The organism is Rheinheimera sp. D18 (assembly GCF_004345025.1).
Taxonomy (GTDB): domain Bacteria; phylum Pseudomonadota; class Gammaproteobacteria; order Enterobacterales; family Alteromonadaceae; genus Alishewanella; species Alishewanella metallidurans.
In genome coordinates this window covers 2375622-2402122 of the sequence record NZ_CP037745.1, presented here as the reverse complement: position 1 = coordinate 2402122, position 26501 = coordinate 2375622, and the positions used below count along the sequence as shown (strand labels likewise).

General features: G+C 44.0%; 24 protein-coding genes. 17 read left to right on the top strand and 7 right to left on the bottom strand.

From position 1 onward, the window contains the following. The first annotated feature begins 43 nt into the window (after positions 1–43). From dnaX to adk, 6 genes are all read left to right on the top strand, one after another. Positions 44–2176, top strand: a complete 2133-nt coding sequence (dnaX, locus tag E0Z06_RS11350) for a DNA polymerase III subunit gamma/tau (RefSeq protein ID WP_132584752.1) — start codon at positions 44–46, stop codon at positions 2174–2176. A gap of 132 nt (positions 2177–2308) precedes the next feature. Continuing rightward, positions 2309–2635 (top strand): YbaB/EbfC family nucleoid-associated protein, encoded by a 327-nt coding sequence (locus tag E0Z06_RS11345; protein WP_132584750.1) that lies wholly within the window; start codon positions 2309–2311, stop codon positions 2633–2635. After that, positions 2635–3237 (top strand): recombination mediator RecR, encoded by a 603-nt coding sequence (recR, locus tag E0Z06_RS11340; RefSeq protein ID WP_132584748.1) that lies wholly within the window; start codon positions 2635–2637, stop codon positions 3235–3237. The genes E0Z06_RS11345 and recR overlap by 1 nt, the downstream gene beginning before the upstream one ends. A 128-nt stretch (positions 3238–3365) precedes the next feature. Next, complete coding sequence (gene htpG, locus E0Z06_RS11335) at positions 3366–5300, top strand: molecular chaperone HtpG (protein ID WP_132584746.1); 1935 nt, start codon at positions 3366–3368, stop codon at positions 5298–5300. Between the two features lie 130 nt (positions 5301–5430). After that, positions 5431–7362, top strand: coding sequence for a methyl-accepting chemotaxis protein (locus E0Z06_RS11330; protein WP_132584744.1), 1932 nt, complete (start codon positions 5431–5433; stop codon positions 7360–7362). 233 nt (positions 7363–7595) lie between these two features. Next, positions 7596–8243 (top strand): adenylate kinase, encoded by a 648-nt coding sequence (gene adk / locus E0Z06_RS11325; protein WP_132584742.1) that lies wholly within the window; start codon positions 7596–7598, stop codon positions 8241–8243. Positions 8244–8340: 97 nt separating this feature from the next. On the opposite strand, the gene tpx is transcribed toward adk, so the two are convergent. Beyond that, positions 8341–8961, bottom strand: a complete 621-nt coding sequence (tpx, locus tag E0Z06_RS11320) for a thiol peroxidase (RefSeq protein WP_132584740.1) — start codon at positions 8959–8961, stop codon at positions 8341–8343. Between the two features lie 128 nt (positions 8962–9089). Here tpx and E0Z06_RS11315 point away from each other — a divergent pair, with 128 nt between their 5' ends. Further along, positions 9090–10100 (top strand): response regulator, encoded by a 1011-nt coding sequence (locus tag E0Z06_RS11315; RefSeq protein WP_132584738.1) that lies wholly within the window; start codon positions 9090–9092, stop codon positions 10098–10100. A gap of 2 nt (positions 10101–10102) precedes the next feature. Further along, the gene (locus E0Z06_RS11310) at positions 10103–11059 is read left to right on the top strand and encodes a sensor domain-containing diguanylate cyclase (protein WP_132584736.1); all 957 of its coding nucleotides are present in this window, start codon (positions 10103–10105) and stop codon (positions 11057–11059) included. Positions 11060–11105: 46 nt separating this feature from the next. On the opposite strand, the gene sodB is transcribed toward E0Z06_RS11310, so the two are convergent. After that, entirely contained in the window at positions 11106–11690 is a 585-nt protein-coding gene (gene sodB, locus E0Z06_RS11305; RefSeq protein ID WP_132584734.1) for a superoxide dismutase [Fe], read from the bottom strand. A 238-nt stretch (positions 11691–11928) separates the two neighbouring features. Here sodB and E0Z06_RS11300 point away from each other — a divergent pair, with 238 nt between their 5' ends. Further along, positions 11929–12270: a Grx4 family monothiol glutaredoxin gene (locus E0Z06_RS11300; protein WP_132584732.1), complete on the top strand. Its 342-nt coding sequence runs from the start codon at positions 11929–11931 to the stop codon at positions 12268–12270. Between the two features lie 58 nt (positions 12271–12328). Here the strand turns inward: E0Z06_RS11300 and rnt are convergent, their stop codons facing one another. Then, positions 12329–13018, bottom strand: a complete 690-nt coding sequence (rnt, locus tag E0Z06_RS11295; protein WP_132584730.1) for a ribonuclease T — start codon at positions 13016–13018, stop codon at positions 12329–12331. Between the two features lie 131 nt (positions 13019–13149). Here rnt and E0Z06_RS11290 point away from each other — a divergent pair, with 131 nt between their 5' ends. Then, positions 13150–14019 carry an OmpA family protein gene (locus E0Z06_RS11290; RefSeq protein ID WP_132584728.1) on the top strand — a complete coding sequence of 290 codons (870 nt, stop codon included), beginning with the start codon at positions 13150–13152 and terminating at the stop codon, positions 14017–14019. A gap of 3 nt (positions 14020–14022) precedes the next feature. Here E0Z06_RS11290 and E0Z06_RS11285 read toward each other — a convergent pair whose 3' ends face one another. Continuing rightward, positions 14023–14355: a hypothetical protein gene (locus E0Z06_RS11285; protein WP_132584726.1), complete on the bottom strand. Its 333-nt coding sequence runs from the start codon at positions 14353–14355 to the stop codon at positions 14023–14025. 16 nt (positions 14356–14371) lie between these two features. After that, positions 14372–16228, bottom strand: coding sequence for a bifunctional tRNA (5-methylaminomethyl-2-thiouridine)(34)-methyltransferase MnmD/FAD-dependent 5-carboxymethylaminomethyl-2-thiouridine(34) oxidoreductase MnmC (gene mnmC / locus E0Z06_RS11280; RefSeq protein ID WP_132584724.1), 1857 nt, complete (start codon positions 16226–16228; stop codon positions 14372–14374). 173 nt (positions 16229–16401) lie between these two features. Between mnmC and fabB the strand changes: the two genes are divergently transcribed. Beyond that, positions 16402–17616 (top strand): beta-ketoacyl-ACP synthase I, encoded by a 1215-nt coding sequence (gene fabB / locus E0Z06_RS11275; protein WP_132584722.1) that lies wholly within the window; start codon positions 16402–16404, stop codon positions 17614–17616. A 50-nt stretch (positions 17617–17666) separates the two neighbouring features. On the opposite strand, the gene E0Z06_RS11270 is transcribed toward fabB, so the two are convergent. Together E0Z06_RS11270 and E0Z06_RS11265 are read right to left on the bottom strand one after the other, a co-directional pair. Then, on the bottom strand, positions 17667–17861 hold the full coding sequence (locus E0Z06_RS11270) for a hypothetical protein (protein ID WP_132584720.1): 195 nt from the start codon (positions 17859–17861) through the stop codon (positions 17667–17669). A gap of 88 nt (positions 17862–17949) precedes the next feature. Next, on the bottom strand, positions 17950–18990 hold the full coding sequence (locus E0Z06_RS11265; RefSeq protein ID WP_132584718.1) for a glutathione synthetase: 1041 nt from the start codon (positions 18988–18990) through the stop codon (positions 17950–17952). A gap of 357 nt (positions 18991–19347) precedes the next feature. Here E0Z06_RS11265 and E0Z06_RS11260 point away from each other — a divergent pair, with 357 nt between their 5' ends. The 6 genes from E0Z06_RS11260 (at position 19348) to E0Z06_RS11235 (ending at position 26498) form a co-directional block, all read left to right on the top strand. Continuing rightward, complete coding sequence (locus E0Z06_RS11260) at positions 19348–20688, top strand: TonB-dependent receptor (protein WP_165907397.1); 1341 nt, start codon at positions 19348–19350, stop codon at positions 20686–20688. A gap of 101 nt (positions 20689–20789) precedes the next feature. Further along, positions 20790–21374, top strand: coding sequence for a glutathione peroxidase (locus tag E0Z06_RS11255; RefSeq protein ID WP_132584716.1), 585 nt, complete (start codon positions 20790–20792; stop codon positions 21372–21374). Positions 21375–21553: 179 nt separating this feature from the next. Beyond that, positions 21554–22480 (top strand): homoserine O-succinyltransferase, encoded by a 927-nt coding sequence (gene metA, locus E0Z06_RS11250; protein WP_132584714.1) that lies wholly within the window; start codon positions 21554–21556, stop codon positions 22478–22480. A 15-nt stretch (positions 22481–22495) separates the two neighbouring features. Then, complete coding sequence (locus E0Z06_RS15885) at positions 22496–23560, top strand: homocysteine S-methyltransferase family protein (protein WP_132584712.1); 1065 nt, start codon at positions 22496–22498, stop codon at positions 23558–23560. After that, the gene (gene metH, locus E0Z06_RS11240; protein WP_132584710.1) at positions 23560–26178 is read left to right on the top strand and encodes a methionine synthase; all 2619 of its coding nucleotides are present in this window, start codon (positions 23560–23562) and stop codon (positions 26176–26178) included. The genes E0Z06_RS15885 and metH overlap by 1 nt, the downstream gene beginning before the upstream one ends. 101 nt (positions 26179–26279) lie before the next feature. Beyond that, complete coding sequence (locus E0Z06_RS11235; RefSeq protein ID WP_132584708.1) at positions 26280–26498, top strand: hypothetical protein; 219 nt, start codon at positions 26280–26282, stop codon at positions 26496–26498. Positions 26499–26501: the final 3 nt, after the last annotated feature.

Genomic DNA, 26501 nt, shown 5'->3' with positions numbered 1-26501 from the left:
TTAGTCTGTTAGCCAACACACCAACTGAGATATCAACAGCCGTATGAGTTATCAGGTATTAGCGCGTAAGTGGCGTCCACAGCATTTTGGCCAACTCGTTGGGCAGGAGCATGTAAAAAACGCGCTTGGTAATGCCCTTAATAATAATCGGCTACACCACGCGTATTTATTTACCGGTACTAGGGGTGTCGGTAAAACCACGATCGCGCGTATTTTTGCCAAAAGTTTAAATTGTGAGCAAGGTATTACCGCTACCCCTTGTGGCCAGTGTAGTGCTTGTTTAGAAATAGACGCTGGTAATTTTGTCGATTTAATGGAAATTGACGCCGCATCGCGCACCAAGGTTGAAGACACCCGCGATTTACTTGATAACGTACAATATGCGCCAAGCCGTGGTCGGTTTAAAGTGTATCTTATTGATGAAGTACACATGCTGTCGAAGCATAGCTTTAATGCATTATTAAAAACGTTAGAAGAGCCGCCACCGCACGTAAAGTTTTTGCTGGCAACTACGGATCCGCAAAAGCTACCTATTACCGTATTATCGCGCTGTTTGCAGTTTAACTTACTTGCATTAAGCCCTCAGCAAATAGAGCAGCATTTAGCCTTTATTCTTGGCGAAGAACAAATTCCAAACGAGCCTGAAGCACTTACTATGTTAGCGCGTGCGGCAAAAGGCAGTTTGCGTGACTCGTTAAGCTTAACCGATCAGGCCATTGCGCAAAGTAACGCTAATATTACGTTAGACACCGTGCGTACTATGTTGGGGTTTCTTGATCAAAGCTGGGCGCAACTATTGTTGCAAGCAATACTGAACCAAGATGTACAGCAGCTGCAAACTCAGTTGGCGGCCTTGGTGCAGCAGCAAAGCCATTTTTCGCAAGTATTAGACGACATGCTGTCGTTATTGCATTTAACCGCGTTAACGCAGTTCAGCGCTAGTGCCGCGAGTTTCTCCGCGCAACAGGAATATGTTCAGCAATTGGCTGATACCCTAGCACCGGCTCAGGTGCAGCTATATTACCAATTGTTAATTAGTGGCAAAAAAGAGCTACCTTATGCACCAGACCCATTAACTGGGCTGGAAATGGCGCTATTACGTGCCATGGCATTTATTCCTGAAGCTCAAGCACCCAATACGGCAGCGGTTAGTCGACCAGTTATAGCCGCGGTTAGTAGAACCGTTAAGTCAGCAGCGCACGCTGATGCGCCAAAGCAGCAAATACCCGAAGGTAATGCTCCGGTTGAGGCAGCGATACCACTGCAAGCGCTAAGCATTCCTGAACCAGCAGTCGAACCTACTGACGTTGAAGTTACTGAGGTTGCAGCCGAGGCCTCGGTTGGTATTGCTCCTGGAATTGCCGGGATTATGGCCCGGCGCGGGGTGCACGTTACGGCAGCACCACCGGAAAAAAAGCCTGAGCGCCCCCAGGCGCTTGCTTCTGTGCCAGAGGCGATAGTTCCAACACCGGCGGTGCAGGTATCTGTAGCGCAGCCACAGGCGCCGGTTGCCACTGCAACGACGCAAAATTTAGCTAAGGTCAGTGCTAATAGCAAATTGCCAATTAGCCCCGCAACAGCGGTCGTTAATAGCACAGTCGAGCCAGACTTTGACGATAACTATGACACTAGCGACAGCGATATTCCGCAATATGATGCTGCCTCAGCCGATGCATTATGGCAGCATTATGAACAAGATATGCAGCAGTCTGTTGTGGCCACGGCAAATATTGCTGCGCCGACGATGGAGCAATTTGACGGCAGCATTAATGAACAGAATTTCTCTATTCGCTTTGCCGCGCAAGTAGATGCTTGGGCTGCGCGAGTAGAAACGCTTGATACCGGTGGCCTTAGTCGCTTATTTTTGCTTAATTCAGCAATGCAGCTAAACGGTAATACATTAAAGTTGGTAGTTGCGCAAAGTCAGCAGCATTTAGATAGCGATAATTTTCGGGTAAAGCTGCAGCAAGTGTTAGAGCATAGTTTTAATCAGCCATTAACGGTTGAGATAAGTTATCAAGCTGAGGTGCCAACTAGCCCATTGAGTATTCAGCAAAAAATTGTGCAAGAGCGTTTGGTCTACGTAACAAGCTTATTACAGCAAGACGAAAATGTGCAGCAGTTACAACAGATGTTTGACGCGCAGTTATTGCTCGATACCATTTTAGTAAACTGATAACAATTGTAAACTTGGCGCTTTAATTCGGCGCAACTTGTATTTTCCTGGCGAAGTTATTATCTTATCGCCACTAAAAGCTCAGTGTAATTGCATTGATAAATAATCTTAATTTTTAGCAGGTGTAAAGCTATGTTTAAAGGCGGTATGGGTAACATCATGAAGCAGGCGCAAGCCATGCAGGACAAAATGCAAAAAGTGCAGGCTGAAATTGCTGCAATGGAAGTAACAGGCGAAGCCGGCGCGGGTTTAGTAAAAGTAACTATGCTGGGCAACCACAATATTCGTCGTGTTAATATTGATGACAGCTTAATGCAAGATGATAAAGACATGCTGGAAGATTTAATTGCTGCGGCAATTAATGATGCTGTGCGTCGTGTTGACGAAACAAGCAAAGAAAGAATGGCGACTGTTACCGGTGGTATGCAGTTACCACCAGGTATGAAAATGCCATTCTAATGAGTCGTCATACGCCACTGTTACAACAGCTAATTGATGCGCTGCGTATTTTACCGGGTGTTGGGCCAAAATCGGCGCAGCGCATGGCGTTTTCGTTACTAGAACGTAACCGTGAAGCGGGTTTGCAACTTGGCGCTGCGTTAACTGCGGCAATGAAAAAAATTGGTCATTGTCAGCAGTGTCGTACTTTTTGTGAAACTGAGCTGTGCCATATCTGTACTGATCCAAAACGGGCGTTAGATGGCATTATTTGTGTGGTGGGTTCGGCAGCCGATCAGCTGGCTATTGAACAAACCGCCCAGTTTAAAGGCCGTTATTTTGTGCTGAAGGGATATTTATCGCCGTTAGACGGCATTGGGCCTAAAGACTTAGGCTTAGATGTACTCGGTAAAACTTTGGCCGAAGGGCAGGTTACTGAACTGATATTAGCCACTAACCCTACGGTAGAAGGCGATGCTACTGCATTTTACATTGCTGAGTTGTGCCATAAGCAACAAGTAAAAGTTTCGCGTATCGCCCAAGGTATACCAATAGGCGGCGAACTAGAATTTATTGACGGCACTACGCTGTCTCATGCCTTTAGCGGGCGCAACGTTTTTTAGAAATACGTTAATCTGTTCGCTCCTAGCTTGAAATCTGGTTAATTCTCCCCATATTAGTTGTCAGTGTTTGGCTGCGCTTTGCAGCCTAATGTAGAACTGTAAAACATTGATGTTTGAGGATTAGCACCATGAGCGATACTACAGCCACTTCAGCGGGCCAAAAGCAAACCCACGGCTTTCAGGCCGAAGTAAAACAGCTGCTGCAGCTGATGATCCATTCACTGTATTCAAACAAAGAAATTTTCTTACGCGAACTGGTATCTAACGCATCTGATGCCGCAGACAAACTGCGCTTTCTTGCGCTATCGGATGGCTCGCTTTACGGCAATGATGGCGAATTACGCGTACGTATTAGCATCGATGAAAAAGCCCGCACGCTAACAGTTAGTGATAACGGTATTGGTATGACGCAAGATGAAGTCATTAGCCATTTAGGTACTATTGCTAAATCGGGCACCAAAGAGTTTTTCTCACAATTATCTGGCGATCAAGGTAAAGACTCTAAATTAATTGGTCAGTTTGGCGTGGGTTTCTACTCAGCTTTCATTGTCGCCGACAAAGTTACTGTGCGCACGCTTAAAGCTGGCGCAGCAGCGAACGAAGCCATTGAATGGGAATCGGCTGGCGAAGGCGATTACACCATTACCCCTATTACGAAAGACAGTCGTGGTACTGAAATTACCTTGCATTTGCGTGAAGGCGAAGATGAGTTTTTAGGTCGCTGGAAAATAGAAAGTATTGTTACTAAGTATTCTGACCACATCAGTATTCCGGTTGAATTATGGCAAGAAGAACAACCAGAGCGTGATGGCGCCGATGGTGAAAAAATTGCCGCAGTACCAGGCCAATGGCAAGCGGTAAATAAAGCCACTGCACTGTGGACTCGCGATAAATCAGATATTACTGATGAAGAATATCAAGAGTTTTATAAGCATATTTCGCATGACTGGAGCGAGCCATTAAGCTGGAGCCATAACAAGGTTGAAGGTAATAACAACTACACGAGCTTGTTATATGTACCGAAAAAAGCACCTTTTGACATGTGGAATCGTGACGCCCAGCATGGCTTAAAGCTATATGTACAGCGTGTATTTATTATGGATGACGCAGAGCAGTTTATGCCTAGCTACCTGCGGTTTATTAAAGGCTTACTCGATTCTAGCGATTTACCATTAAACGTATCGCGCGAAATTTTGCAAGATACAAAAATTACCCAAGCACTGCGTAAAGGCTGTTCTAGCCGCGCATTAAAGATGCTGGAAAAACTGAGTAAAGATGCAGAGCAGTATCAGATATTTTGGAATGAATTTGGTCAGGTGCTAAAAGAAGGCCCTGCGGAAGACATGGCCAATAAAGAGCAAATTGCCGCGTTATTACGCTTTGCTTCTACTCATAATGAAGACAGCACGCAAAATGTGGCCTTGGCTGACTACGTTAGCCGCATGAAAGAAGGCCAAGACGAAATCTATTACATAGTAGCGGATAGCTACGCTAGTGCTAAACACAGCCCACACTTAGAGGTGCTGCGTAAGAAGGGCCTAGAAGTATTGCTACTGTCTGACCGGATCGACGAATGGCTAGTGCAGCATTTAACTGAATTTTCCGGTAAAAAACTGCGTTCAGTGGCCAAAGGTGGTTTGGATTTATCGAAATTAGATGACGACGAAACGAAAAAAGCGCAGCAAGAAACTGAAAAGGCCTTCGCTGATGTGCTAAGCCGGTTTAAAAATGCCTTAGGCGAGCAAGTAAAAGAGGTAAAAGTAAGTCACCGTTTAACTGACAGCCCTGCTTGTGTCGTTACTGATGAGCATGACATGAGTACCCAGATGATTAAGCTGATGGAATCAGTTGGGCAAAAGGTGCCAGATGTTAAGCCGATTTTTGAGCTAAACCCAGAGCACCAGTTGGTAAAACACGTAGCAGATGAGCCAGATGAAGACCGTTTTAAGCAATGGGCTGAAGTGCTGTTTGATCAAGCATTGCTGGCGGAGCGCGGTAATTTAAAAGACCCTGCGGGTTTTGTCTCGCGTTTAAATAACCTACTGTTATCTTTAGCTAAGTAAGTTGACACTCGCAGGCACAGCGAATTTGCTGTGCCTGCGCTATACCGCTAATAATTGTTGTTCTCTTCTTTCAAAATTCCTATTTGCCTCTATACTTTCAGCTACTTAGTTCTATTTTTCTGGGGCATCTATGTCTGGGTTGTGGCGTAATATAGGTTTTGCTGGCCGGCTAACGGTCATTATGGTCAGTTTAATCTTAATATCTATTTTGGTGCTAACCAGTTTGGTGTTTGCTGAATATCGTAACGCGCAAACTACCGCCGTAGTAAATAGCTTAGAAACCACCAGTGCGCTAAATGCCAGTGCTTTTACTGATTGGTTGCTAGAGCGTCAAGATGAAATGCGTTATCTTGCCTCGTTATCACAAGCACAACAGCTTGAGTTAGACCAAACTGCGGTTTTAATGCAGCAGTTAGCCCAGTTAGATGGGCATTACGATACCATTTTCTTAGTTTCGCCAGACGGCGTCGGTTTGGCTGGTGTTAGTTTTGCTAATAGTAAAGCCAGTATATTAAGTGCCGAAGAAGCCAACAATTTTAATGTTGCTGACCGAGGTTGGTTTAAGCAGGCAATGGCCGGCGAAAATGCTTTTTCGCAGCCCATAGTCTCACGAGCTACCGGCAATCGCGTTAGCACAATAGCTATTCCAATTCGTTTTAATAATAAAATAGTGGGTGTGATACGCGGTGCCGTGCAACTAACGACTATTTTCAATAAAGTAAATCAACTTAGCCGCAATGATTTTACTGAAATTTATTTATTAGATAGTGAAGGCAAGGCTATTACCCCTGCCGCCTCAATTACCAATAGTGAACAGGCATTAACTACACAAGCGGCAGAAGGTATCCGGCAAAAACGTAGTGATGTTGGCCAATATAATAATGCGGCTAATGCTGCCGTTATTGGCAGTTATAGTTATATTCCGATGCTAGGTTGGGGTTTAGTGTTAGAAAGCCGCGAATTTGAAAGCTTAAGTGCGGTGCGCGAAATGTTATGGACGCTAATCGTTATTTCTTCAGTAGTGTTAATTATTGCGGTAATTGTCTGTATTAGCTTGGTACGCAGCATTACCCGTACGCTAGGAGGTGAACCTGATTACACGGCCAACATAGTGCATCAGGTCGCAAATGGCGATTTAACGGCAACGGTAATACTTAAATCTGGTGATAAAACCAGTTTGCTGGCGTCTATTAATGTAATGCAGCAAAACCTGCGTAACATGCTGGGGCAAATTCGCGATTATGCTGATCAAGTAGCGGCCGCAGCAACAGAGCTATCACAAATTAACGAACAAACTCAACAAGGTATTGATCAGCAAAATAGTGAAATTAATAATTCTGCAGTAGCAATGAACCAGATGACCGCCTCACTAGAGGAGGTGTCAAGAAACACCCAACAAGCCGCTGATGCTGCCGGTTCTGCAGAAAAAGAAACACAAAATGGCAGGCAAGTTGTGGCCGACACAGTAAAAAATCTTAGTGGTTTATCTGAAGAAGTGAGTCGTGCTGCAGAAATCATCAACCATTTAAAACAAGACAGTGATCAAATTGGCAATATTTTGCAGGTCATAGAAAGTATTGCCGAACAAACTAACCTATTAGCCTTAAACGCGGCTATCGAGGCTGCAAGGGCAGGGGAAACTGGGCGTGGTTTTGCCGTAGTAGCTGATGAAGTTCGCACTTTAGCTAGCCGAACAAAAGCCTCAACTACTGAAATTCAACAGATGATTGAGAAGTTACAACGCGGCACTGATAATGCGGTTGATGCTACCATGAAATCTGAACAGGCAACGCGTAGAACTGCCGAACAGGCAACTAAAGCCGGTGATGCACTGAATATTATTAGCCAAGCAGTGTCGTTAATTAATGATACGGCGCAGCAAATTGCTACGGCAACAGAGCAGCAAACGACAGTGTCGCGCGATCTAAATCGAAATTTGCATAGCATTAGCGATGTGGCTTACCAAACCGCAGAAAATGTGACGCAGTCTAGCCAAGCCAGTGACTCATTATCGCACTTAGCTGAGCAATTAAAGGCGTTGTTGTCTAAGTTTAGAATTTAATCCGATAACTTTAGTCGAAGGATATTGGTTAAAGCGGCAGAAATAACTGTAATATACAGCCGCTTTAGCCTTCAAAACCCTCTGGAAGCCCGCATTACACATAGAGACGATTAAAACTCAATGAATTAGCCCGACCAGTGCTGCATAGCCGACAAATTTCTTGTCTCAGCCGGCACATTATGTAAAGATCCTGTCATTATTATTAATCAATCCCAAAATATGAGGGTAGTGCTATGCGCATAATTTTGTTGGGTGCCCCTGGTGCCGGAAAAGGAACTCAGGCTCAGTTTTTAATGAGTAAATATGGCATTCCACAAATTTCCACCGGAGATATGCTGCGGGCGGCGATTAAAGCAGGTACTGCAATGGGTTTAGCGGCCAAGCAAGTAATGGATGCCGGCCAGTTAGTGTCAGATGACATTATTATCGGGCTTGTTAAAGAGCGCATTGCTGAACCAGATTGTAGTAAAGGTTTTTTGTTAGACGGTTTTCCACGTACAATTCCGCAAGCTGATGCGATGAAAGATAAAGGCATTGTCATTGATCATGTGATCGAATTTGACGTGCCGGATGACGTTATTGTTGAGCGCATGAGCGGTCGCCGCGTGCATCCTGCGTCTGGTCGGGTCTACCATATTCGCTATAATCCACCAAAAGCAGACGGAAAAGATGATGTTACCGGTGAAGATTTAGCTATTCGTCCCGATGATGTTGAAGAAACTGTTCGTAAGCGTTTGGCTATTTACCATGAGCAAACAGAGCCGTTAGTCGGTTACTACCGTGCTGAAGCTGATGCCGGCAATACGCGTTATCATCATATTGATGGTACTAAAGCCGTTGATGCTGTAACGAATGAATTAGCCACTGCGCTAAGCAAGTAAGTTAAGGTATCAGTAAAAAAGCCCTAATTATTAGGGCTTTTTTTATATCTAATCATAATGTTATTTATAATTAGTGACGTCATTTAGGCGAAGTAAGTTAACTTTTAGCGACAATATCTTTTAGCGCCGCCAGTGCTTCGTCATAATTGGGTTCTTGCGCTAGCTCGCCAACGAGCTGCTGGTAAGCAAGATTACCGTCGCGGTCAATAATTAATACGGCACGCGTTAATAAGCCCATATCTTTGATTAATAAACCGTAATTACTACCAAAATCACGCCATACCGCATCAGATAATACTAATACTTGATCTATCGCTTCTTGCTGACAGTAACGTTTTTGGGCAAAAGGTAAATCTGTACTGATAGTTAGTAACACGACATTTTCGGGCAAGGTAGCAACTTCAGAATTAAAGCGCTTAGTTTGCAATGAACAAATGCCGGTATCAATACTTGGCACTACGCTAATCATTACCGTTTTACCTTTGAAATCAGTTGATTTTATGGTTTTAAAGTTACCATCTACCACTTTAAATGCTGGTGCGTGTGCGCCAATGTTAATTTTTTTACCTAGTAAGATAATATTTTGTTCGCCCGCTTTTACTTGGCTTAAACGTTCAGGTAACCGAGCTTGTAAATCAACCGCTGACAGGGTAAAACTTAAACTGGCTAAAGCGAATGCTAGAACAGTTTTACTATAAACATGTAAAAATGTAGACATAATACAGCTCCTATTAAGATTGAGCACATTAAAGTAATTCGCTGGAATACAACATATTTTTGCAGTGCCCGGCCTAACTAGAAATTTCAGTCTAGACTGACATTAAGTCTGTACTAAGTGAGACCCCGATGACGACAGCGGTACTAATTTGTGATGATTCCAACTTGGCTCGTAAACAACTTGCCAGAATTCTACCACAGGAGTGGCAAGCTAACTTGTTTTTTGCCGGTCATGGTGCAGAAGCGCTAGATACGTTACTGACGCAGAAAATTGATTGGCTGTTTCTCGATTTAAATATGCCAGTGATGGATGGTTATCAGGTATTGCTTGAGATACAAAAGCGACAGCTAAAGGTGAATGTCGTGGTGGTATCTGGTGATGTGCAGCCCGAAGCTTTTGAGCGGGTAAAAAGCCTAGGCGCACTTGATTTTATTCGTAAACCGGTAGATGTCGCTAAGCTGCAGCAGCTGATGCAACAGCACGCAATAGAGATAGAAGCTACCGCCGCATCACCTGCAGCGACCGCTGTAGTATCAGCAGAACTAAGCGCTGAGATGCGTGATGTGCTGCAAGAGTTAACCAACGTTGCTATGGGGCAAGCAGGTGATTTGTTAGCGCGCCTGCTAAATGTGTTTGTTAAGCTGCCAATACCCAATGTTAATTTGATTGAAGTGAGTGAACTACATATGGCGCTAGCCTCTGTAGAACATGAAACTGCGACATCAGCGGTATGTCAAGGCTTTATTGGTGGCGGAGTGTCTGGTGAAGCTTTGTTGATCCTCACTGATTCCAGCTTTAAAGATATTGCCCGCTTGATGAATTATCAGGGCGAGCCAACCCCAGAGATTGAGCTAGAGTTACTAATGGACATCGCCAATATTTTGATTGGGGCCGTACTTAAAGGGTTAGCAGAACAAATTGATATGAGCTTTAGCCAAGGTCACCCCGTAGTGCTAGGTCAGCATGCGGCAGTAAGTGAACTGATTAAAGCTAATGCCAAACGTTGGCGTAAAACTTTAGCGATAGAGCTTAGTTACGGTATTGAAAATTATAATATTAGCTGTGATTTATTATTACTGTTTACTGAGGACAGCTTGAAAACACTGAATTACAAAATCGCATTTCTGCTAGAGGAGTAACGATGTCGCAAGCGCAGGTAGATGTATCAGAAGTGCACTGGCTAATGGATATGTTTCAGACAGTCGATGTGGGTTTAGTGGTGCTAAATTGTGATTACCGAATCCAAGTTTGGAACGGCTTTATGGAAAACCATAGTGGCTTAACACCGCGTCAGGTTAGAGATCGTTATCTATTTGATTTATTCTCAGAAATTGATGAAGACTGGTTACGGCGTAAATGTGATCCGGTGATCTTACTAAAAAATCGTGCTTTTACTATTTGGGAGCAGCGACCTTATATTTTTAAGTTTCGTAATTATCGACCCATAACGAGCACCGCAGAATATATGTATCAAAATAGCACTATTTTTCCGCTATCTGATACCCGTGGTAAGGTAACCCATCTGTGTTTTATTATTTATGACGTAACCGATGTGGCGGTAAGCCGCATCGAATTAGAGTCGATGAATGGCAGGTTGAGCCAGCTAACAAAAATTGATTTTTTAACCCAGCTGTATAATCGCGGGTATTGGGAAGAGAGCCTAATTCAAGAATTCAATCGCTTGCAGCGCTATAAGCACCGCAGTACGTTGCTAATGTGTGATATCGATCATTTTAAACGTGTGAACGATACCTACGGCCACGCTGCTGGCGATGTCGTTATTCAAGCTATAGCTGATGCCGTGCGTAAAACCCTGCGCAGTACCGATATTGCTGGCCGTTATGGCGGCGAAGAGTATGCAATATTATTAGTAGACACCACGTTAGAGCAAGCAGCCGTATTAGCAGAAAGATTACGCCTATTAGTTGAATCATTACCCATTAACTACCAAGAGCATAAGATTAACGTTAGCCTAAGCATAGGGTTAGCTGAATATACACCTGATATGACAGAGCATCGGCAATGGATAGAAGCATCAGATAAAGCCTTATATCAATCTAAAGCCGGTGGTCGTAATCAGGTAACGAACTACCGTTAAATAAAAAAACCGGTAAAAACCGGTTTTTTTATTTCTAGCCTTTAACTTATTTTGCTAGGTTATCGTTAACGAACTGCCAATTAACCAGTGCCCAGAATGCATCTAGGTAGGTTGGGCGGGCATTACGGTAATCGATGTAATACGCGTGTTCCCATAAATCCACTGTCATTATTGGTGTTACGCTAGTATCTGTTAATGGCGTAGCGGCGTTACTGGTATTAACAATGTCTACACTGCCATCAGCTTTTTTCACTAACCACGTCCAGCTTGAACCAAAGTTATTTACGGCTTTGTCATTAAACGCTGTTTTAAATGCAGCAAAAGAGCCCCATTTCGCGTTAATAGCGTCTGCTACTGCACCGGTTGGCTCGCCGCCACCCTTTGGTGATAAGCAATGCCAGTAGAACGTGTGGTTCCATACCTGAGCGGCGTTATTAAATACTCCGCCATCAGAGCTACGGACTATTTCTTCTAACGATTTACCGGCAAAAGGCGTACCTTCAATTAAACCGTTTAATTTTACCACATAGGTATTGTGGTGTTTGCCATAGTGATATTCTAATGTTTCGGCAGAAATATGTGGTGCTAAAGCGTCTTTTGCGTAAGGTAATGCTGGTAATTCAAAAGCCATAGTCGTTCTCCATTGGCGTTGTTTATGTTGTCTGCGAGGCGTAGACTACAAAACCTGACTAAAATACTCAAGTTTTGCAGTGTTGGTTATAAACTGATCTGGTATTATAGGTGGTCTTGATCAGTACGTTAAGCTGTCGCATATATATGGGTTTTTTTTTACAAATCTCAAGTGTTAGCGGCAACAGAACCACGTAAAATGTTAGCCAATCTGAAAATACGAATGTTGTGAGGTGTTAATGGAAACGCTAGATAAAATTAAACAGCAAATTGCTGAAAACCCTATTATATTATTTATGAAAGGTTCTCCTAAGTTCCCAAGTTGTGGCTTTTCTGCACAGGCATCACAAGCGCTTATCTCTTGCGGTGAGCAGTTTGCTTATGTTGATATTTTGCTAAATCCGGAGATCCGCGCCGAGTTACCAAAATATGCTAATTGGCCCACGTTCCCACAGCTATGGGTAGACGGCGAGTTGGTTGGTGGTTGTGATATTATTTTAGAAATGTTTCAGCGTGGTGAATTGCAGCCATTGATTAAAGAAACAGCTGATAAACATAAAACGGATACCGTTGAAGAATAAGCATCTTAACGCTACTAAAGGCCGCAACAGCGGCCTTTTTGCTTAGTTAAGCTTGAGTTTAATCAGCAAAGCCAGATGTTGCCGTAGGCTCACTGTCGCCAGCATCTTCTTGTGTTAGCGCCCGCGATAACGGCCAGCCGCCACGCTGTTTCCAGCTATTCACAATGTAGCAAAACAATTCCGCAGTACGCTCGGTATCATAAAGTGCACTATGCGCTTCTTTATTATCAAATTTTATACCTGCAGCATGACAAGCTTTAGCTAGTACAGTTTGGCCTAATGCTAACGCGGCTAAACTGGTGGTATCAAAAGATACAAAGGCGTGAAACGGCGAGCGCTTGTAGTTTAACCGCGCGATAGCTGCATTAAAAAAGCCCTGATCAAAAGCAGCATTGTGCGCAACGATGACGCTACGCTGACAGCCTGCATCTTTTTGAGCTTTGCGCACGGCTTTACATATTTGTGTTATTGCTTCTCGCTCTGGCACCGCACCGCGTAGTGGGTTAAATGGATCTATACCGTTAAAAGCCAGTGAGCTAGCATCTAAGTTTGCCCCCTCAAAAGGGTCCACATGAAAATGTAGGGTTTTAAGCGGCACTAAATTGCCTGCATCATCCATATCCAACAAGGTGGCGGCAATTTCTAACAAAGCATCGGTTTTAGCATTAAAGCCTGCGGTTTCTACGTCGATAACTACTGGATAGTAGCCTCGAAAGCGCTGTGCAAGCTGAGATATTGGTTCGGTCATAACATCGCCATTTTATCCATGAACGGCTATTATGCCAAAAAATTACGCTAGCGTCTTGTTACGGCATAGTGTTTGCTTAGCTTTAGTGGTAAGTCATTAAAAGAGTATCTAATGTAGTGGGAAGCCAGAAAATGCGAACATTAATTGCGTCTAGCCTGATATTGCTAACAGCGTCAGTGGCTGCTCAGCCACAGCTGCGTCAATATTCTGCCACTATTGAGCAGTCTATGTGGGCGTTAAGTAAAAACACACCACTAGAATGCCAATTGCAACACGACATTCCGCAGTTTGGTCAGGCGGTATTTCGCAGTATAGCCAGCAAAGGCTTAAATTTAGACTTTGAATTACAAATGCAGCGTTTACCTGATCATTACGGTTTAGCTGAAGTGTTGTCGGTGCCGCCAGCGTGGCGTCCCGGTGAGCCAAGCAAAGCCGTGGCGAGTATGAAGTTATTAAAACAATACAATGGGGAGTTGCCGAAAAAGGCCGCATGGACGTTATTAACCGAATTAGAGCATGGCTTTAGCCCAACGTTTTACTTTAGCGACTGGTACAGCCCCTATGACAAAGTTGTTGCGGCAATGAACCCAGTGCAATTTCCCAAGTCGTACCAGCAATTTAATCAGTGCATTTCTCAATTATTACCCTATGGTTTTGATGATATTGCGTTTACGGTATTAAGCTATGAAACCGGTGGTGACGAGCTAACACGCGAATCAGAACGGCGCTTAGGCCAAATTGCTGAATATTTAAAATATGATCCAGAAATAGATTTTATTGAAATTCAAGGCTATACCGATAGTTATGGTGGGCGTTGGATGAACGAACAGCTGTCGGTAAAACGTGCTGAGAAAGTAAAACGTTTTTTTGTTGCCGCTGGAGTGGCAGAAGAGAGGGTGCAGGTAGAGGGCTTTGGTGAGCGTAGACACGTAGCGCCGAACGATACAGCACTAGAGCGAAAAATTAACCGTAGGGTTGTGTTACAGCTAACTAAGCCTTAAGGCTTAGTTTTGCACCATAATGTCTACTTGACGCCAATTGTTACGGCTAGAAATTAAAATGCGTACCTGTTTATTATTTACCGTGAAATACAAATTTTCGCGACCGTACAGGGTTTGTTCGCTGTTGGGTTGCCCTAATTGTTGAATATAGTATTCACGTAAATCAGACGCGTTTTGTTGGCTAAAAAAGCTCATTACCGCCGGCATTTTGCTATCTAAACGAGCAAATTCGCGCGCATCAGTCGGTAAGGGTATCTGATAGAAGTCCTTCGCATGGCTTATGCTACTAAAAAGCCCTAGCAAAAGGGTTAAGCTAAATACTGCGACTAAACGCATAATAGTATCCTTTATATCATTCTTTATAAAAGCGCGAAGCACTTAATTTGCTAATAAGCTGCTGGCTTAACGGTAGAGGTTCTGCACAAATTTGGCAAGCAACTAATTCTGCCAATAATGGTGACAACATTATACCTCTAGCGCCCATTCCGCCCAGTATATATAAATTGGCGCTGTTATTAATAGCGCCAATTGCCGGTATGCTACCTGGAAATGACGCGCGAAAAGAGGCTGTAGCACCAATAACCTTCGCCTGGGAAAGCCATATAGGTTGTTGCAATTGCTCATTTACTTGCTGCAAGTTTTCGACGTTATCCTTTGCGGTTACCTCGGCTACTGTTGCATGGCGGTCAAAAGTTGCCCCTAAGCAATGTATGCCTTGCCACTGTGGCGTTATATAGCCGTTATGACAAAGCACGGTTTGCAGTGGTGCCATAGCGGCTTGCTGAACATGGCTAACTTGGCCGCGAATTTTATTCAGTGGCAAGGCTGCCGTTTGGCTAAAACTAGCGAGTTTACTGCCGGTTGCCAATACTAGAACCTGCGCATTAACATTCCCCGCTGTGGTAGTGAGCAACCAATGCTGTTGCTGTTGGGTTATTGCACTTACTTGGCAATTAAAGCTAATTTGAAATGAGCTACTTTGTTTTAGATAGGCCAGTGCGGCTAGGCAAAACTGTTGCGGGCTAAGCCAACCGCCTAATGGGATATGCACACCTGAATGGGGGACGGCTAAACCGGCTATGGCAGAGGCTTCAGTGGCACTAACCCCGCACACTAAACTAGTAGGATACAGTGCTTTTTCAATAAATTTTTGTTGGCGTTGAGCTAGCTGTTCATTGGATGCAAGGTGCAGCACGCCGCACCAGTCCATGGCAAAGTCTAGCCCTTGCTTTGCCCAGTGTTGATAGAAGTTTCGCGCAAACAAAAATGCCTGTACGTGCAATAAGCTTTCATCGGTGATGTGGGCGTGCAAGTTGGGGTATACCGCTGCCTGTCTATTTTGTGAAGCTTGTAAGGCTACACTTTGGTCCTCACAAATAAGGTGCACGGCAATACCGCGCTGCTGTAATGCTAGAGCCAGACAAAATGACGCTACCCCACCGCCAATAATAGTAACGCCGCTTATTTCTGCGTTAACCGCCTTAGCCGGTTTTGCCATATAAGCGCTAAGCATCTCGCGTTTACGGCCAAAACCCTTTACTTTCTCAACCGTAAAACCCGCATCTTGTAAGCCACGCTTTACCAAGCCGGCTGCGGTGAAGGTTGCTAGTGTAGTGCCTGCGGTGCTTAGTCGAGCAAGGCCATTAAACAATGGCGGCTGCCACATATCGGGGTTTTTACTGGGAGCAAAACCATCAAGATAAATAGCATTCACTTTGGCATTTAGTTGTGGTAGCTGGCTATTAACATCGCCAAACCATAAATCGAGCAATACAGTGCCATTATCAAAGCTAAGTCGGTGACAGCCGGCAACACAAAGCGGGTAGCTTTTTAGCAGTAGCAGGCCTAATTCAGACAGCTCGGCGTGCACTGCTAGTGCGCGGCGCAAATCAGTATGGCTTAATGGGTACTTTTCAATACTACTGAAATATAAGCGCTGACATCGCGCAGCTGGCAAGCTTTGTCGATACTGGCGAAACCGCAGCCAAGTAAGCAAAAAGTTTGCGCCAGTGCCAAAGCCGGTTTCAATAATATGGAATGCGGTATCAGCATGGCTTTGCCAGCGCAGTGGCAGGCCATTTTGCTGCAAAAACACGTAGTCTGTTTCTGCCAAGCCGCCATCATTAGAAAAATAAACGTCGTCAAACAGCGACGCAACTGGCGTACCTTGTTCATTAAAGTGTATTTTAGCATTGCTAAGCGTAGACATAGATTGCAAACCTGACGCAAAATTCAGCTTGTAGTTTACCCTAAGCAACCGCTATATTAAAAATAGAGTACAAGTGTGCGCTGAAAGCTGACCACTTTTGATGGCAAATTCCGTACAATAGCGCGCAATATCATTTTAAGCGACCGGCGATAGCTTGGTCCGTTGGAGAAAGCATGAAAAGAGCTGTAATCACAGGTATCGGTATCGTATCCAGTATCGGTAATAATAAAGACGAAGTACTGGCGTCGTTAAAAGCTGGACGTTCAGGTATTACCCGTTCAGAAGAGTTTGCTGAGCTTGGTTTACGTTCTCAAGTTTGGGGTAATATTAAACTTAACCCAAGCGAATTAATTGACCGTAAAGCTATGCGCTTTATGGCTGATGCTGCGGCTTTTGCTTATCTTGCCATGCAAGAAGCTATGATTGACGCGGGCTTTACCGAAGAGCAAATTTCTCACCCGCGCATTGGGCTCGTTGCCGGCTCGGGTGGTGCATCGTCAAAGGTACAAGTAGAAGCTGCGGATATACTGCGGGAAAAAGGCGTAAAGCGGGTTGGCCCTTATGCAGTGCCTAAAACCATGTCTAGCACCTGCTCTGCGTGTTTAGCGACCCCTTTTAAAATTAAAGGCGTTAACTATTCTATTAGTTCTGCTTGTGCCACCAGTGCGCATTGTATTGGCCACGCCGTAGAACTAATTCAGTTAGGTAAGCAAGACGTGGTATTTGCTGGCGGTGGCGAAGAAGTGCACTGGACACTGGCGATGGAATTTGATGCCATGGGTGCACTGTCTACTAAATATAACGACACGCCAGAATTGGCTTCACGCACCTATGACGCCAACCGTGATGGTTTTGTTATTAGCGGCGGCGGCGGTATGGTGGTTGTAGAAGAATTAGAGCATGCATTGGCTCGTGGCGCGACAATTTACGCCGAAGTAGTAGGCTATGGTGCAACCTCAGACGGTTTTGATATGGTAGCTCCAAGCGGTGAAGGTGCAATACGCTGCATGCAAATGGCCATGCAGGGTGTTGATGCAGAAGTTGATTACGTTAATACCCATGGTACCAGCACGCCAGTAGGTGACGTAAAAGAGCTAGGTGCTATTCAGCACGTATTTGCCGGTAAATCACCCGCAATAAGTGCCACTAAAGCCATGACCGGACATGCATTGGGTGCGGCGGGTGTGCACGAAGCTATTTACTCATTATTAATGATGAAACATAGCTTTATCGCGCCATCAATTAATATTGGTGAGCTAGACGAAGCCGCTAAAGGGCTAAATATTGTCACAACCGCAACACCAGCAGAACTGAATACAGTAATGTCGAACAGTTTCGGTTTTGGTGGCACAAACGCTACGCTGGTAATGCAGAAATATCGCGGCTAAGTTTGGTTGTAGTAATTAGAAAGGGCGCATTTAGCGCCCTTTTTTATAGATTAAATTTCTTCGTCTTCTAAATCCCAGTCGTCTAACGCTTGGCGTAACCTTTTTTGCTCTAGCAAATCGTCAATACGCCGCCGAGCTTCCAGTTTTTGTTTAGATTTAGTGTCTTTGGGTGATAAATCTTTGATGATCTCAACATCATCAGCCAAATCATCTAGTTCAAACTCGTTGCTGTCTACCTGTGACATAAGCACACCTCGAATATTTTTTTGCCTATTTACAGAATTTTAGTAATTAAAAACAGTGAATTATTTTGTTAAACACGATAAAAATTTTTCAAATAAGCGCTTCCGCTTCACTAAGTAGTGGGCGAAACACCTGTTTACGTGCTGAGACTTGAGTTTCTCCTGCTATTACTTGTTCAATAAAATCAATAACTTTCTCTTGTAGTCGTACACCGTTTAAACGGTTTATTCGGGCAATACCGCCTGGGCTCATTACATTAACTTCAATTAATTTTCCGTTGATAACGTCAATACCAGCAAAAAATAAACCGTCTCGTGCCAGCTTCGGGCCAATGTGGGCGCATAGCCGTTTTTCTTGATCGCTAAGCTGATGCTTAACAACAGTGCCGCCGGCATGTACGTTAGAGCGCATATCATCTGCTGGAGGAATACGGCGCATTGCGCCAATAGGTTTACCGTTTAACATTAAAATACGAATGTCACCCAGCTCTGCACCCTCTACGTATTCTTGTAAAATAACGTAATTGCCACGCTCTTGATCACCAATATAAAAATCGAGCAGTGAGCGTGCACTTTGTGCCGCTGATTTCTCTAATAAAATAACACCTTTACCGCCGTAGCCATTAAGCGGCTTTAAAATCATTTTGTCGTTAGGTGAGTCAGCCAGCACACGAGCCAAATAATCTTTATTTTTTGATACGTGTGTTACCGGTATAAACTCATTGTTAGGGTCGTGTAGTGACGCGGTATACATCTTATTATTGGCAATACGCACGCCATCTAAGTCATTCATAATAAACGTATCTTCACGCACTGAATCAAGAAAATTCAACACTATTGGATCAAGCGGCGGATTAAGCCGAATAAAAATAGTGTCAAAGGCCGCTAGCGGCAGCTTTTGTTGATTAAATTGAGCATTACGATAAAAGCTGGCAATGTTATTTGATACTTTTTGCCCTTTAACAAACACTTTGCAAAATGCCATGGCAATGCTGTCGCGCACGGTTAAATTAGTGGCGTGGGTTATAGCAACCGTATGCCCACGACTTACTGCTTCGTGGATCATACGAATAGTGCTATCGCCGTCTGGATCAACTTTTTCCCACGGGTACATTAAAAAACAAATACGCATAATATTCTCTGTATCAATAGCATTGGCTAAGCATAAAACTGCCGCCAGAAAAAGGAAGCGGATAATAGCGGATAGCCAAAAAAACACACCTTAAATTTGTTTTAGTATGACAGGTTAATGCAGTTTGTTAGTGGTTAAAGCGTAAACATTTATGGAAGAAAATAGGCTGGTACTACGCTATATCGTACTTAGTGGTATTTTAGCCGCAATACGGCAGCTAACCGCACTATAAACACATAAATTTTATGATAAATTTAGTAGTATTATCAGTCTATATAACCCGCAGTTAGCACTTACGGTAACAGAATTCTGCAAGCACGTTATAGCCAGGCGCTGGGTTCTGGCCAGTTAGCGCTAATGCTGATGGCGTATGACAATAACTGGAACTCCGCTGATCAGATCCCGCAACGCGCTGTAGAACAAGGCTTAATTAACGAGTTTGGTTCGCTAGATACTGATTTAGGTGGCGACAGTTCGCGTTATAGTGTGTCGGCAAGTTGGTATAGCGATGCTTGGCAGTGGAATGTTTATGCGCTAAAAGCACAGATGGATTTATGGTCTAATTTTACCTATTTTCTTGAAGATCCGATAAATGGCGATCAGTTTGAACAGGTAGACCGGCGCTGGGTCTACGGCGGTGAGTTAAGCCATCATTGGCATCATCAATTAGGCGAGCTCGCTGTCGAGCATGTGGTTGGGCTACAATTACGGGCTGATGATATCGGCGAGGTAGGCCTGTATAACACTAAACAGCGTGCTCGCTTAAATACCGTGCGTAACGACGCCGTGCAACAAGGTTCGGCGGCATTGTTTAGCCAAACTAGGTTACAGCTAAATAGCGATTGGAACGCGCACTTAGGCTTGCGTTATGACTATTTTAACGTTGATGTTGAGAGTAATTTAGCAGACAACAGCGGCTCGGCATCTGATGGTATAGTGTCGGTTAAAGCTGGGTTGAGCTATCAGTTTTTACCTAATTGGCAGTTATATTTAAATGCTGGACAAGGCTTTCATTCTAACGATGCGCGTGGCGCGACCGCAACACTTGATCCCGTAACCCTAGACGATATCGCACCGGTTGATTTACTGGTACGCAGTAACGGTGCCGAGTTAGGCCTGCGTTTTTTCGACTACAGTGCTTTTAATGCGTCACTAGCGTTATGGCAGTTACAGGTAGATTCTGAGCTATTATATGTTGGCGATGCCGGCAATAATGAACCTAGCCGAGCGTCAAAGCGCTATGGTATTGAACTTGCCGCTTATTACTGGTTTAGTAATAACTGGAGTATTGATACTGAGCTGGCTATAACGCACTCGCGTTTTACCGAGCAAAGCCCAGATGAAGGTAACTATATTGATGGTGCGCTGCCAGTAGTGTTAAGCATGGGGCTAATTTACAAAGCCGATAGCCCTTGGCAAGTTAGTTTACGCTTACGCCACTTTGGTAAGCGTACGCTTGATAGTTTTAACCTGCAGCGCTCTGGTGCTAGTACTGTTGTTAACGCCGGTTATAATTATCAATTTCAACAATGGCAATTGGCGTTAGAGTTATTAAATATGCTTGATAGTAAAGACAGCGATATTGACTACTTTTATGCATCACGTTTACCTGGCGAAGATCAAGCCGGTGTTGAAGATCGGCATTCACACCCAATGGAGCCGCGTACTGTTCGATTTAAATTGCGTTATCGTTTTTAGTCTAGCGTTAACCAGAGATCGGTTTAGGTTCTGTATACGTACAACTTATCCTGCTATAACACTCATTAGCAGCTAAACATTTAGCTTTACCGGAGATAACAATGAAAACATTATTAAGTGCCGTAGCTTTGACCGCTGCCATGTTAGCTGCGCCGGCAATGGCAAATCAGTGTGGTGATATTCTTGGCCACTCAATGCAACAACTTAACACCCGTGAAAGTGTTGATCTGTGTGATACCTTTAAAGGTAAAACCTTGCTAGTAGTCAATACGGCTAGCAAATGTGGCTTTACCCCACAGTTTGATGCGTTAGAAGCCTTGTATGAAAAATATAAAGATCAAGGATTAGTGGTATTAGGCTTTCCGTCAGATAGTTTTAAACAAGAATATGACGATGCGGAAAAAACGGCTGAGGTATGTTATTTAACCTACGGCGTAAAATTTCCAATGTTTGCCAGTTCAAAAGTTAAAGGCAATGATGCTAACCCGATTTTTAAAGCGTTAATTGCTAAAACCGGTGAAACACCAAGCTGGAATTTCAATAAATATTTAGTCAGTGCTGACGAGCAAAGTGTAGTGCACTTTGGCAGCCGGACTAAACCTGATGATAAAGATTTTATTAGCGCAGTAGAAAGTATGCTGTTGCAAAATCAGCAAGGCGGCGCAGCTGCGTTAAAATCTGAATAATCTTGTTTTAATTAGTTATATTAAGCTAGGTTCTGCCTAGCTTTTTTATTGCACGTTTAGCCTAAATACCAATTCAGGAGGAAAACACAATTTTATTTTAGACGTCTAAACGTTTAGATGTTGACATTTTCTGTTATTTTGCGCAAAGTAACGCTATTAAAGCCTAACCGAGTTGCGCCATGCCTATTAAAGTAATCGACCAATTACCCGCAGTAGAGGCATTGCTGGCAGAAAATGTGTTTGTAATGACCGAAAGTAGAGCACAAACACAGGATATTCGTCCGCTAAAAATTGCCATTTTAAACCTAATGCCAAATAAAATAGCTACTGAAATTCAACTACTACGTTTGCTAGCAAATAGCCCGCTGCAGGTTGATATCGATCTATTACGTATTGATGACCACGTGAGTAAAAATACACCATCGAATCATTTAAACTGCTTTTATCGCTACTTCTCTGAAGTGCAACAGCAAAACTACGATGGCTTAATTATTACTGGCGCGCCGTTAGGCTTAGTTGATTATGAAGATGTTACGTATTGGCAGCAGTTTGGCGATATATTGCGCTGGGCTGATCAACATGTAACTTCAACGCTGTTTTTGTGTTGGGCTGCGCATGCTGCGTTATATCAATATTATGGTTTGCAACGTGAAATACGTGGGGACAAATTATCGGGCGTATATTGGCAGCAAGTTTCTCAGCCGTTAAGTCCGTTAGTACGCGGCTTTGATGATGAGTTTTTAGTGCCACATTCGCGCTATGCTCAGGTAGCAAAACAAAAGTATCAGCAGCATGATGACTTACATATTTTAGCCGAAGCCGATGTTACTGGTGCGTATCTATTACAAAACACTAGCGGTAGCCGGGTGTTTGTTACTGGGCATCCTGAGTACGATTTAACCAGTTTAGACGATGAATATCAGCGTGATCTTGCCTCTGGTGTCTCGCCAACATTTCCCGAAAATTATTATCGCAATAACGATCCTGCGCAGGGGCCTGTTAAGTTATGGCAAAGCCATGCTTTTTTATTATTTAGTAATTGGCTTAATTATTATGTGTACCAAGCCACGCCCTTTGATTTACAACAAATTGGCCAAACGGCTTAACGTATCGAGTATTTTATGACAGCACGATTAACGCCAAATCAATTTCGCCAGTTGCTGGCTGAGCGTATTTTAATTCTCGACGGTGCTATGGGTACGATGATCCAGCAACATTGTTTAGATGAAGCCGCATTTCGTGGTGAAGAATTTGCCAATTGGCCCTGCGATGTTAGGGGTAATAACGATTTATTAGTGCTATCGCAGCCAGAGTTAATTACTGATATTCATCGGCAATACCTATTAGCTGGCGCAGATATTATCGAAACCAATACCTTTAACTCTACCAGCATTGCCATGGCCGATTATCAAATGGAACGGCTAGCGGCGCGTATTAACCACGAAGCTGCCGCATTAGCGCGTAAAGTTTGTGATGAAATTACCGCGCAACAACCAGATAAACCACGCTTTGTTGCCGGCGTGCTAGGGCCAACTAACCGCACCGCGTCTATTTCGCCAAAGGTAAATGATCCGGGGTTTCGTAATATTAGCTTTGACCAATTAGTTGACGCCTACACTGAAGCCACTCATGCCCTAATTGCCGGTGGTGCCGACATTATTATGTTAGAAACCATTTTTGATACCTTAAATGCCAAAGCTGCCGCTTTTGCCGTACTAAAGGTGTTTGATGAACTAGGTTATAAATTACCAGTAATGATTTCTGGCACCATTACTGACGCTTCTGGCCGCACCTTATCAGGGCAAACTACAGAAGCGTTTTATCACTCGCTGGCGCATGTTGAGCCGGTATGTTTTGGCCTTAACTGCGCGCTAGGGCCGGATTTACTTCGGCCTTACGTTGAAACACTTGCAAACATAGCTGAGGCCTATGTATCGGTCAACCCTAATGCGGGTTTGCCTAATGAATTTGGTGAGTACGATCTCGGCCCGGTTGAGATGGCGCGCGAAATTGCCGATTGGGCCGAGCAAGGTTTTGTTAACATTGTTGGCGGTTGCTGTGGCACCACGCCCGAACATATTAAGGCACTTTATACTGCAGTAAAGCATTTGGCGCCTAGGCAACCTAAAGCGGTAAGCCATAGTTTTAATTTAGCCGGGCTTGAAGCCTTTTCGGTGGAGTGGTAATGCAGCAGCAAGCACGATTTATTAACATTGGTGAACGCACTAACGTTACCGGCTCGGCCAAATTTAAAAAACTGATTTTAGCTGGCAACTTTGAAGCTGCGCTAGATGTTGCACGGCAGCAAGTAGAAAGCGGCGCACAAATTATTGATATTAATATGGACGAGGCAATGCTAGACAGCAAAGCCGCGATGGTGCGCTATTTGCAATTGCTGGCATCAGAGCCCGATATTTCTCGCGTACCTATTATGGTCGACTCGTCAAAGTGGGAAGTAATAGAAGCTGCGCTAAAATGCATTCAGGGCAAAGCCGTTGTTAACTCTATTTCGCTAAAAGAAGGTGAATCGTTATTTCTATATCAAGCCCGCTTGCTACGACGTTATGGCGCTGCGGTTGTTGTTATGGCTTTTGACGAAAAGGGCCAAGCTGATACTAAAGCACGTAAAGTTGCAATTTGTCAGCGTGCGTATCGCATTCTTACTGAACAAATAGGTTTTCCGCCGCAAGATATTATTTTTGACCCGAATATTTTTGCCGTAGCAACGGGTATTGAAGAGCACAATAATTATGCTGTTGATTTTATTGAGGCAACTCGTGAAATTAAACGCTTATGCCCGCACGCCAAGATATCAGGTGGAGTGTCTAACGTATCGTTTTCATTTCGTGGTAATGATGCCGTACGCGAAGCTATTCATTCGGTGTTTTTATATCATGCCATTGCTGCTGGCATGGATATGGGCATTGTTAATGCTGGCCAGCTGACGGTATATGATGATATTCCACCACTATTAAAACAGCGGGTTGAAGATGTTATTTTAAACCGCCGCGACGATGCCACCGAACGGTTGCTAGAAATAGCAGCACAGTTTAAAGGTGATGGCAGCGTAGCAGAAAAAACCGATGATGCGTGGCGCAGTTTCCCGGTAAATAAGCGCTTAGAATATGCCTTAGTTAAAGGTATTACCGATTTTATTGAAATAGATACTGAAGACGCGCGACAACAAGCACAAAAGCCTCTGCACGTTATTGAAGGTCCGTTAATGGACGGCATGAACGTGGTTGGCGACCTGTTTGGTGAGGGTAAAATGTTTTTACCGCAGGTGGTAAAGTCAGCCCGAGTCATGAAAAAGGCGGTCGCCTATTTACAGCCTTACATTGAACAGGAAAAAGAAGGCGGTAGGGCGCAAGCTAAAGTGCTGCTGGCGACAGTAAAAGGAGATGTACACGATATCGGTAAGAACATTGTTGGTGTTGTGCTGCAGTGTAATAATTTTGAGGTGATAGATCTGGGCGTTATGGTGCCTTGTGCCGAGTTGCTGCGTGTAGCCAAAGAACAAAACGTCGATATCGTCGGTTTATCTGGGCTAATTACGCCATCGTTAGAAGAAATGGTGCATGTTGCCAAAGAGATGACCCGCTTAGGTTATACCGTGCCGTTATTGATTGGCGGTGCTACCACATCAAAAGCGCATACTGCGGTTAAAGTTGAGCCGAATTATCAGCACGGCGTAGTGTACGTATCTAATGCTTCACGCAGTGTATCTGTGGTGCAGTCGCTTATTGCTAACAACAAAGCTGAGTATTTAAGCCGAATAAAACACGAATATGAAATAGTACGTGAGCAACACGCGCGCAGCCGACCCGGCGAAAAGTTGTTAACGTTGGCTGAAGCCAGAGCTAACCGGTTTCAGCTAGATTTAACCAAGGTTGCACCTGCACCAAAGCAACTGGGTGTTCAGCTATGGCAAGATATTAATTTAAACCTGTTACGTGACTATATTGACTGGACACCATTTTTTATCACCTGGCAATTATCGGGCAAGTACCCAAGCATATTAAATCATGCTGAAGTTGGTATGGAAGCACGGCGGGTTTTTAATGATGCTAACGCTATTTTAGATAGTATGATTAACGATGGCCATATTAGCGGTAAAGCTATTTTTGGTTTGTTTCCGGCAAATAGTGACGGTGATGATATCGTTATTTATACCGACGAAACCCGAAGCACTGAACGAGCACGGCTTTATAATCTGCGCCAACAACTACAACTGCGCAATAATGCCGCTAATTGCAGCTTAGCCGATTTTATTGCACCGATAGACAGTGGTGTTAACGATTACATTGGCGCCTTTGCGGTAAGCACCGGTTTTGGTGCCGATGAATTAGCCGCAAAGTTTGCCGCCGAACATGATGATTACAATAGTATTATGGTTAAGGCGCTAGCTGATCGGTTAGCTGAAGCCTTGGCAGAATATCTACACTTAAAAGTACGACGCGAATATTGGGGCTATGCTGCGGATGAAACGCTAGATAATGAGCAGCTTATTCGCGAATTGTACCAAGGAACTCGCCCAGCACCGGGTTACCCTGCATGCCCTGAACATACAGAAAAAGGCACCTTGTGGCAGTTACTTGATGTTGAGGCGCAAATTGGTATGCAGCTAACCGAAAGCTATGCCATGTGGCCTGGTGCGGCGGTAAGTGGTTGGTACCTTGCTCACCCAGATGCCAAATATTTTGCGGTAAGTAAAATTGGCGATGATCAGCTAACCGAATATGCCGCGAAAAAGGGCTGGACATTAGAGCAAGCTCAAAGCTGGTTAGGGCCAAATTTACGTTAAGCAATAGCTACTATTTAGTGCTTAGTTATTGAAGTTTATGGTAAGCGTTGCAGCAATCACACCGATAGGTGTGGTTGCTGCAACGCTTACAAAACAGCGCTATGCAAACGCAAACCATAGTGCATGAGCTATTTAGCTCAACCTTATATCGTGCGGCTTTTCGTGATGTCGCTTTGCAAAGAGCTTTTGATAAAGCGCTGCTTAGCGTGATGTTAGACAATTGGTATAAGCAACTACAACTACGTTATTTTACCGAGCTAAACCAACACTTACCGAATCGTTACTGCTGTGCTGAATTATTGGACCTTAGCTATCCTTAAATT

What these genes read in the sequence shown, in the direction of transcription:
- dnaX (WP_132584752.1), top strand. Translation starts at nt 44, where the DNA reads ATGAGTTATCAGGTATTAGCGCGTAAGTGGCGTCCACAGCATTTTGGC.
- E0Z06_RS11345 (WP_132584750.1), top strand. Translation starts at nt 2,309, where the DNA reads ATGTTTAAAGGCGGTATGGGTAACATCATGAAGCAGGCGCAAGCCATG.
- recR (WP_132584748.1), top strand. Translation starts at nt 2,635, where the DNA reads ATGAGTCGTCATACGCCACTGTTACAACAGCTAATTGATGCGCTGCGT.
- htpG (WP_132584746.1), top strand. Translation starts at nt 3,366, where the DNA reads ATGAGCGATACTACAGCCACTTCAGCGGGCCAAAAGCAAACCCACGGC.
- E0Z06_RS11330 (WP_132584744.1), top strand. Translation starts at nt 5,431, where the DNA reads ATGTCTGGGTTGTGGCGTAATATAGGTTTTGCTGGCCGGCTAACGGTC.
- adk (WP_132584742.1), top strand. Translation starts at nt 7,596, where the DNA reads ATGCGCATAATTTTGTTGGGTGCCCCTGGTGCCGGAAAAGGAACTCAG.
- tpx (WP_132584740.1), bottom strand. Translation starts at nt 8,961, where the DNA reads ATGTCTACATTTTTACATGTTTATAGTAAAACTGTTCTAGCATTCGCT.
- E0Z06_RS11315 (WP_132584738.1), top strand. Translation starts at nt 9,090, where the DNA reads ATGACGACAGCGGTACTAATTTGTGATGATTCCAACTTGGCTCGTAAA.
- E0Z06_RS11310 (WP_132584736.1), top strand. Translation starts at nt 10,103, where the DNA reads ATGTCGCAAGCGCAGGTAGATGTATCAGAAGTGCACTGGCTAATGGAT.
- sodB (WP_132584734.1), bottom strand. Translation starts at nt 11,690, where the DNA reads ATGGCTTTTGAATTACCAGCATTACCTTACGCAAAAGACGCTTTAGCA.
- E0Z06_RS11300 (WP_132584732.1), top strand. Translation starts at nt 11,929, where the DNA reads ATGGAAACGCTAGATAAAATTAAACAGCAAATTGCTGAAAACCCTATT.
- rnt (WP_132584730.1), bottom strand. Translation starts at nt 13,018, where the DNA reads ATGACCGAACCAATATCTCAGCTTGCACAGCGCTTTCGAGGCTACTAT.
- E0Z06_RS11290 (WP_132584728.1), top strand. Translation starts at nt 13,150, where the DNA reads ATGCGAACATTAATTGCGTCTAGCCTGATATTGCTAACAGCGTCAGTG.
- E0Z06_RS11285 (WP_132584726.1), bottom strand. Translation starts at nt 14,355, where the DNA reads ATGCGTTTAGTCGCAGTATTTAGCTTAACCCTTTTGCTAGGGCTTTTT.
- mnmC (WP_132584724.1), bottom strand. Translation starts at nt 16,228, where the DNA reads ATGTCTACGCTTAGCAATGCTAAAATACACTTTAATGAACAAGGTACG.
- fabB (WP_132584722.1), top strand. Translation starts at nt 16,402, where the DNA reads ATGAAAAGAGCTGTAATCACAGGTATCGGTATCGTATCCAGTATCGGT.
- E0Z06_RS11270 (WP_132584720.1), bottom strand. Translation starts at nt 17,861, where the DNA reads ATGTCACAGGTAGACAGCAACGAGTTTGAACTAGATGATTTGGCTGAT.
- E0Z06_RS11265 (WP_132584718.1), bottom strand. Translation starts at nt 18,990, where the DNA reads ATGCGTATTTGTTTTTTAATGTACCCGTGGGAAAAAGTTGATCCAGAC.
- E0Z06_RS11260 (WP_165907397.1), top strand. Translation starts at nt 19,348, where the DNA reads ATGCTGATGGCGTATGACAATAACTGGAACTCCGCTGATCAGATCCCG.
- E0Z06_RS11255 (WP_132584716.1), top strand. Translation starts at nt 20,790, where the DNA reads ATGAAAACATTATTAAGTGCCGTAGCTTTGACCGCTGCCATGTTAGCT.
- metA (WP_132584714.1), top strand. Translation starts at nt 21,554, where the DNA reads ATGCCTATTAAAGTAATCGACCAATTACCCGCAGTAGAGGCATTGCTG.
- E0Z06_RS15885 (WP_132584712.1), top strand. Translation starts at nt 22,496, where the DNA reads ATGACAGCACGATTAACGCCAAATCAATTTCGCCAGTTGCTGGCTGAG.
- metH (WP_132584710.1), top strand. Translation starts at nt 23,560, where the DNA reads ATGCAGCAGCAAGCACGATTTATTAACATTGGTGAACGCACTAACGTT.
- E0Z06_RS11235 (WP_132584708.1), top strand. Translation starts at nt 26,280, where the DNA reads ATGCAAACGCAAACCATAGTGCATGAGCTATTTAGCTCAACCTTATAT.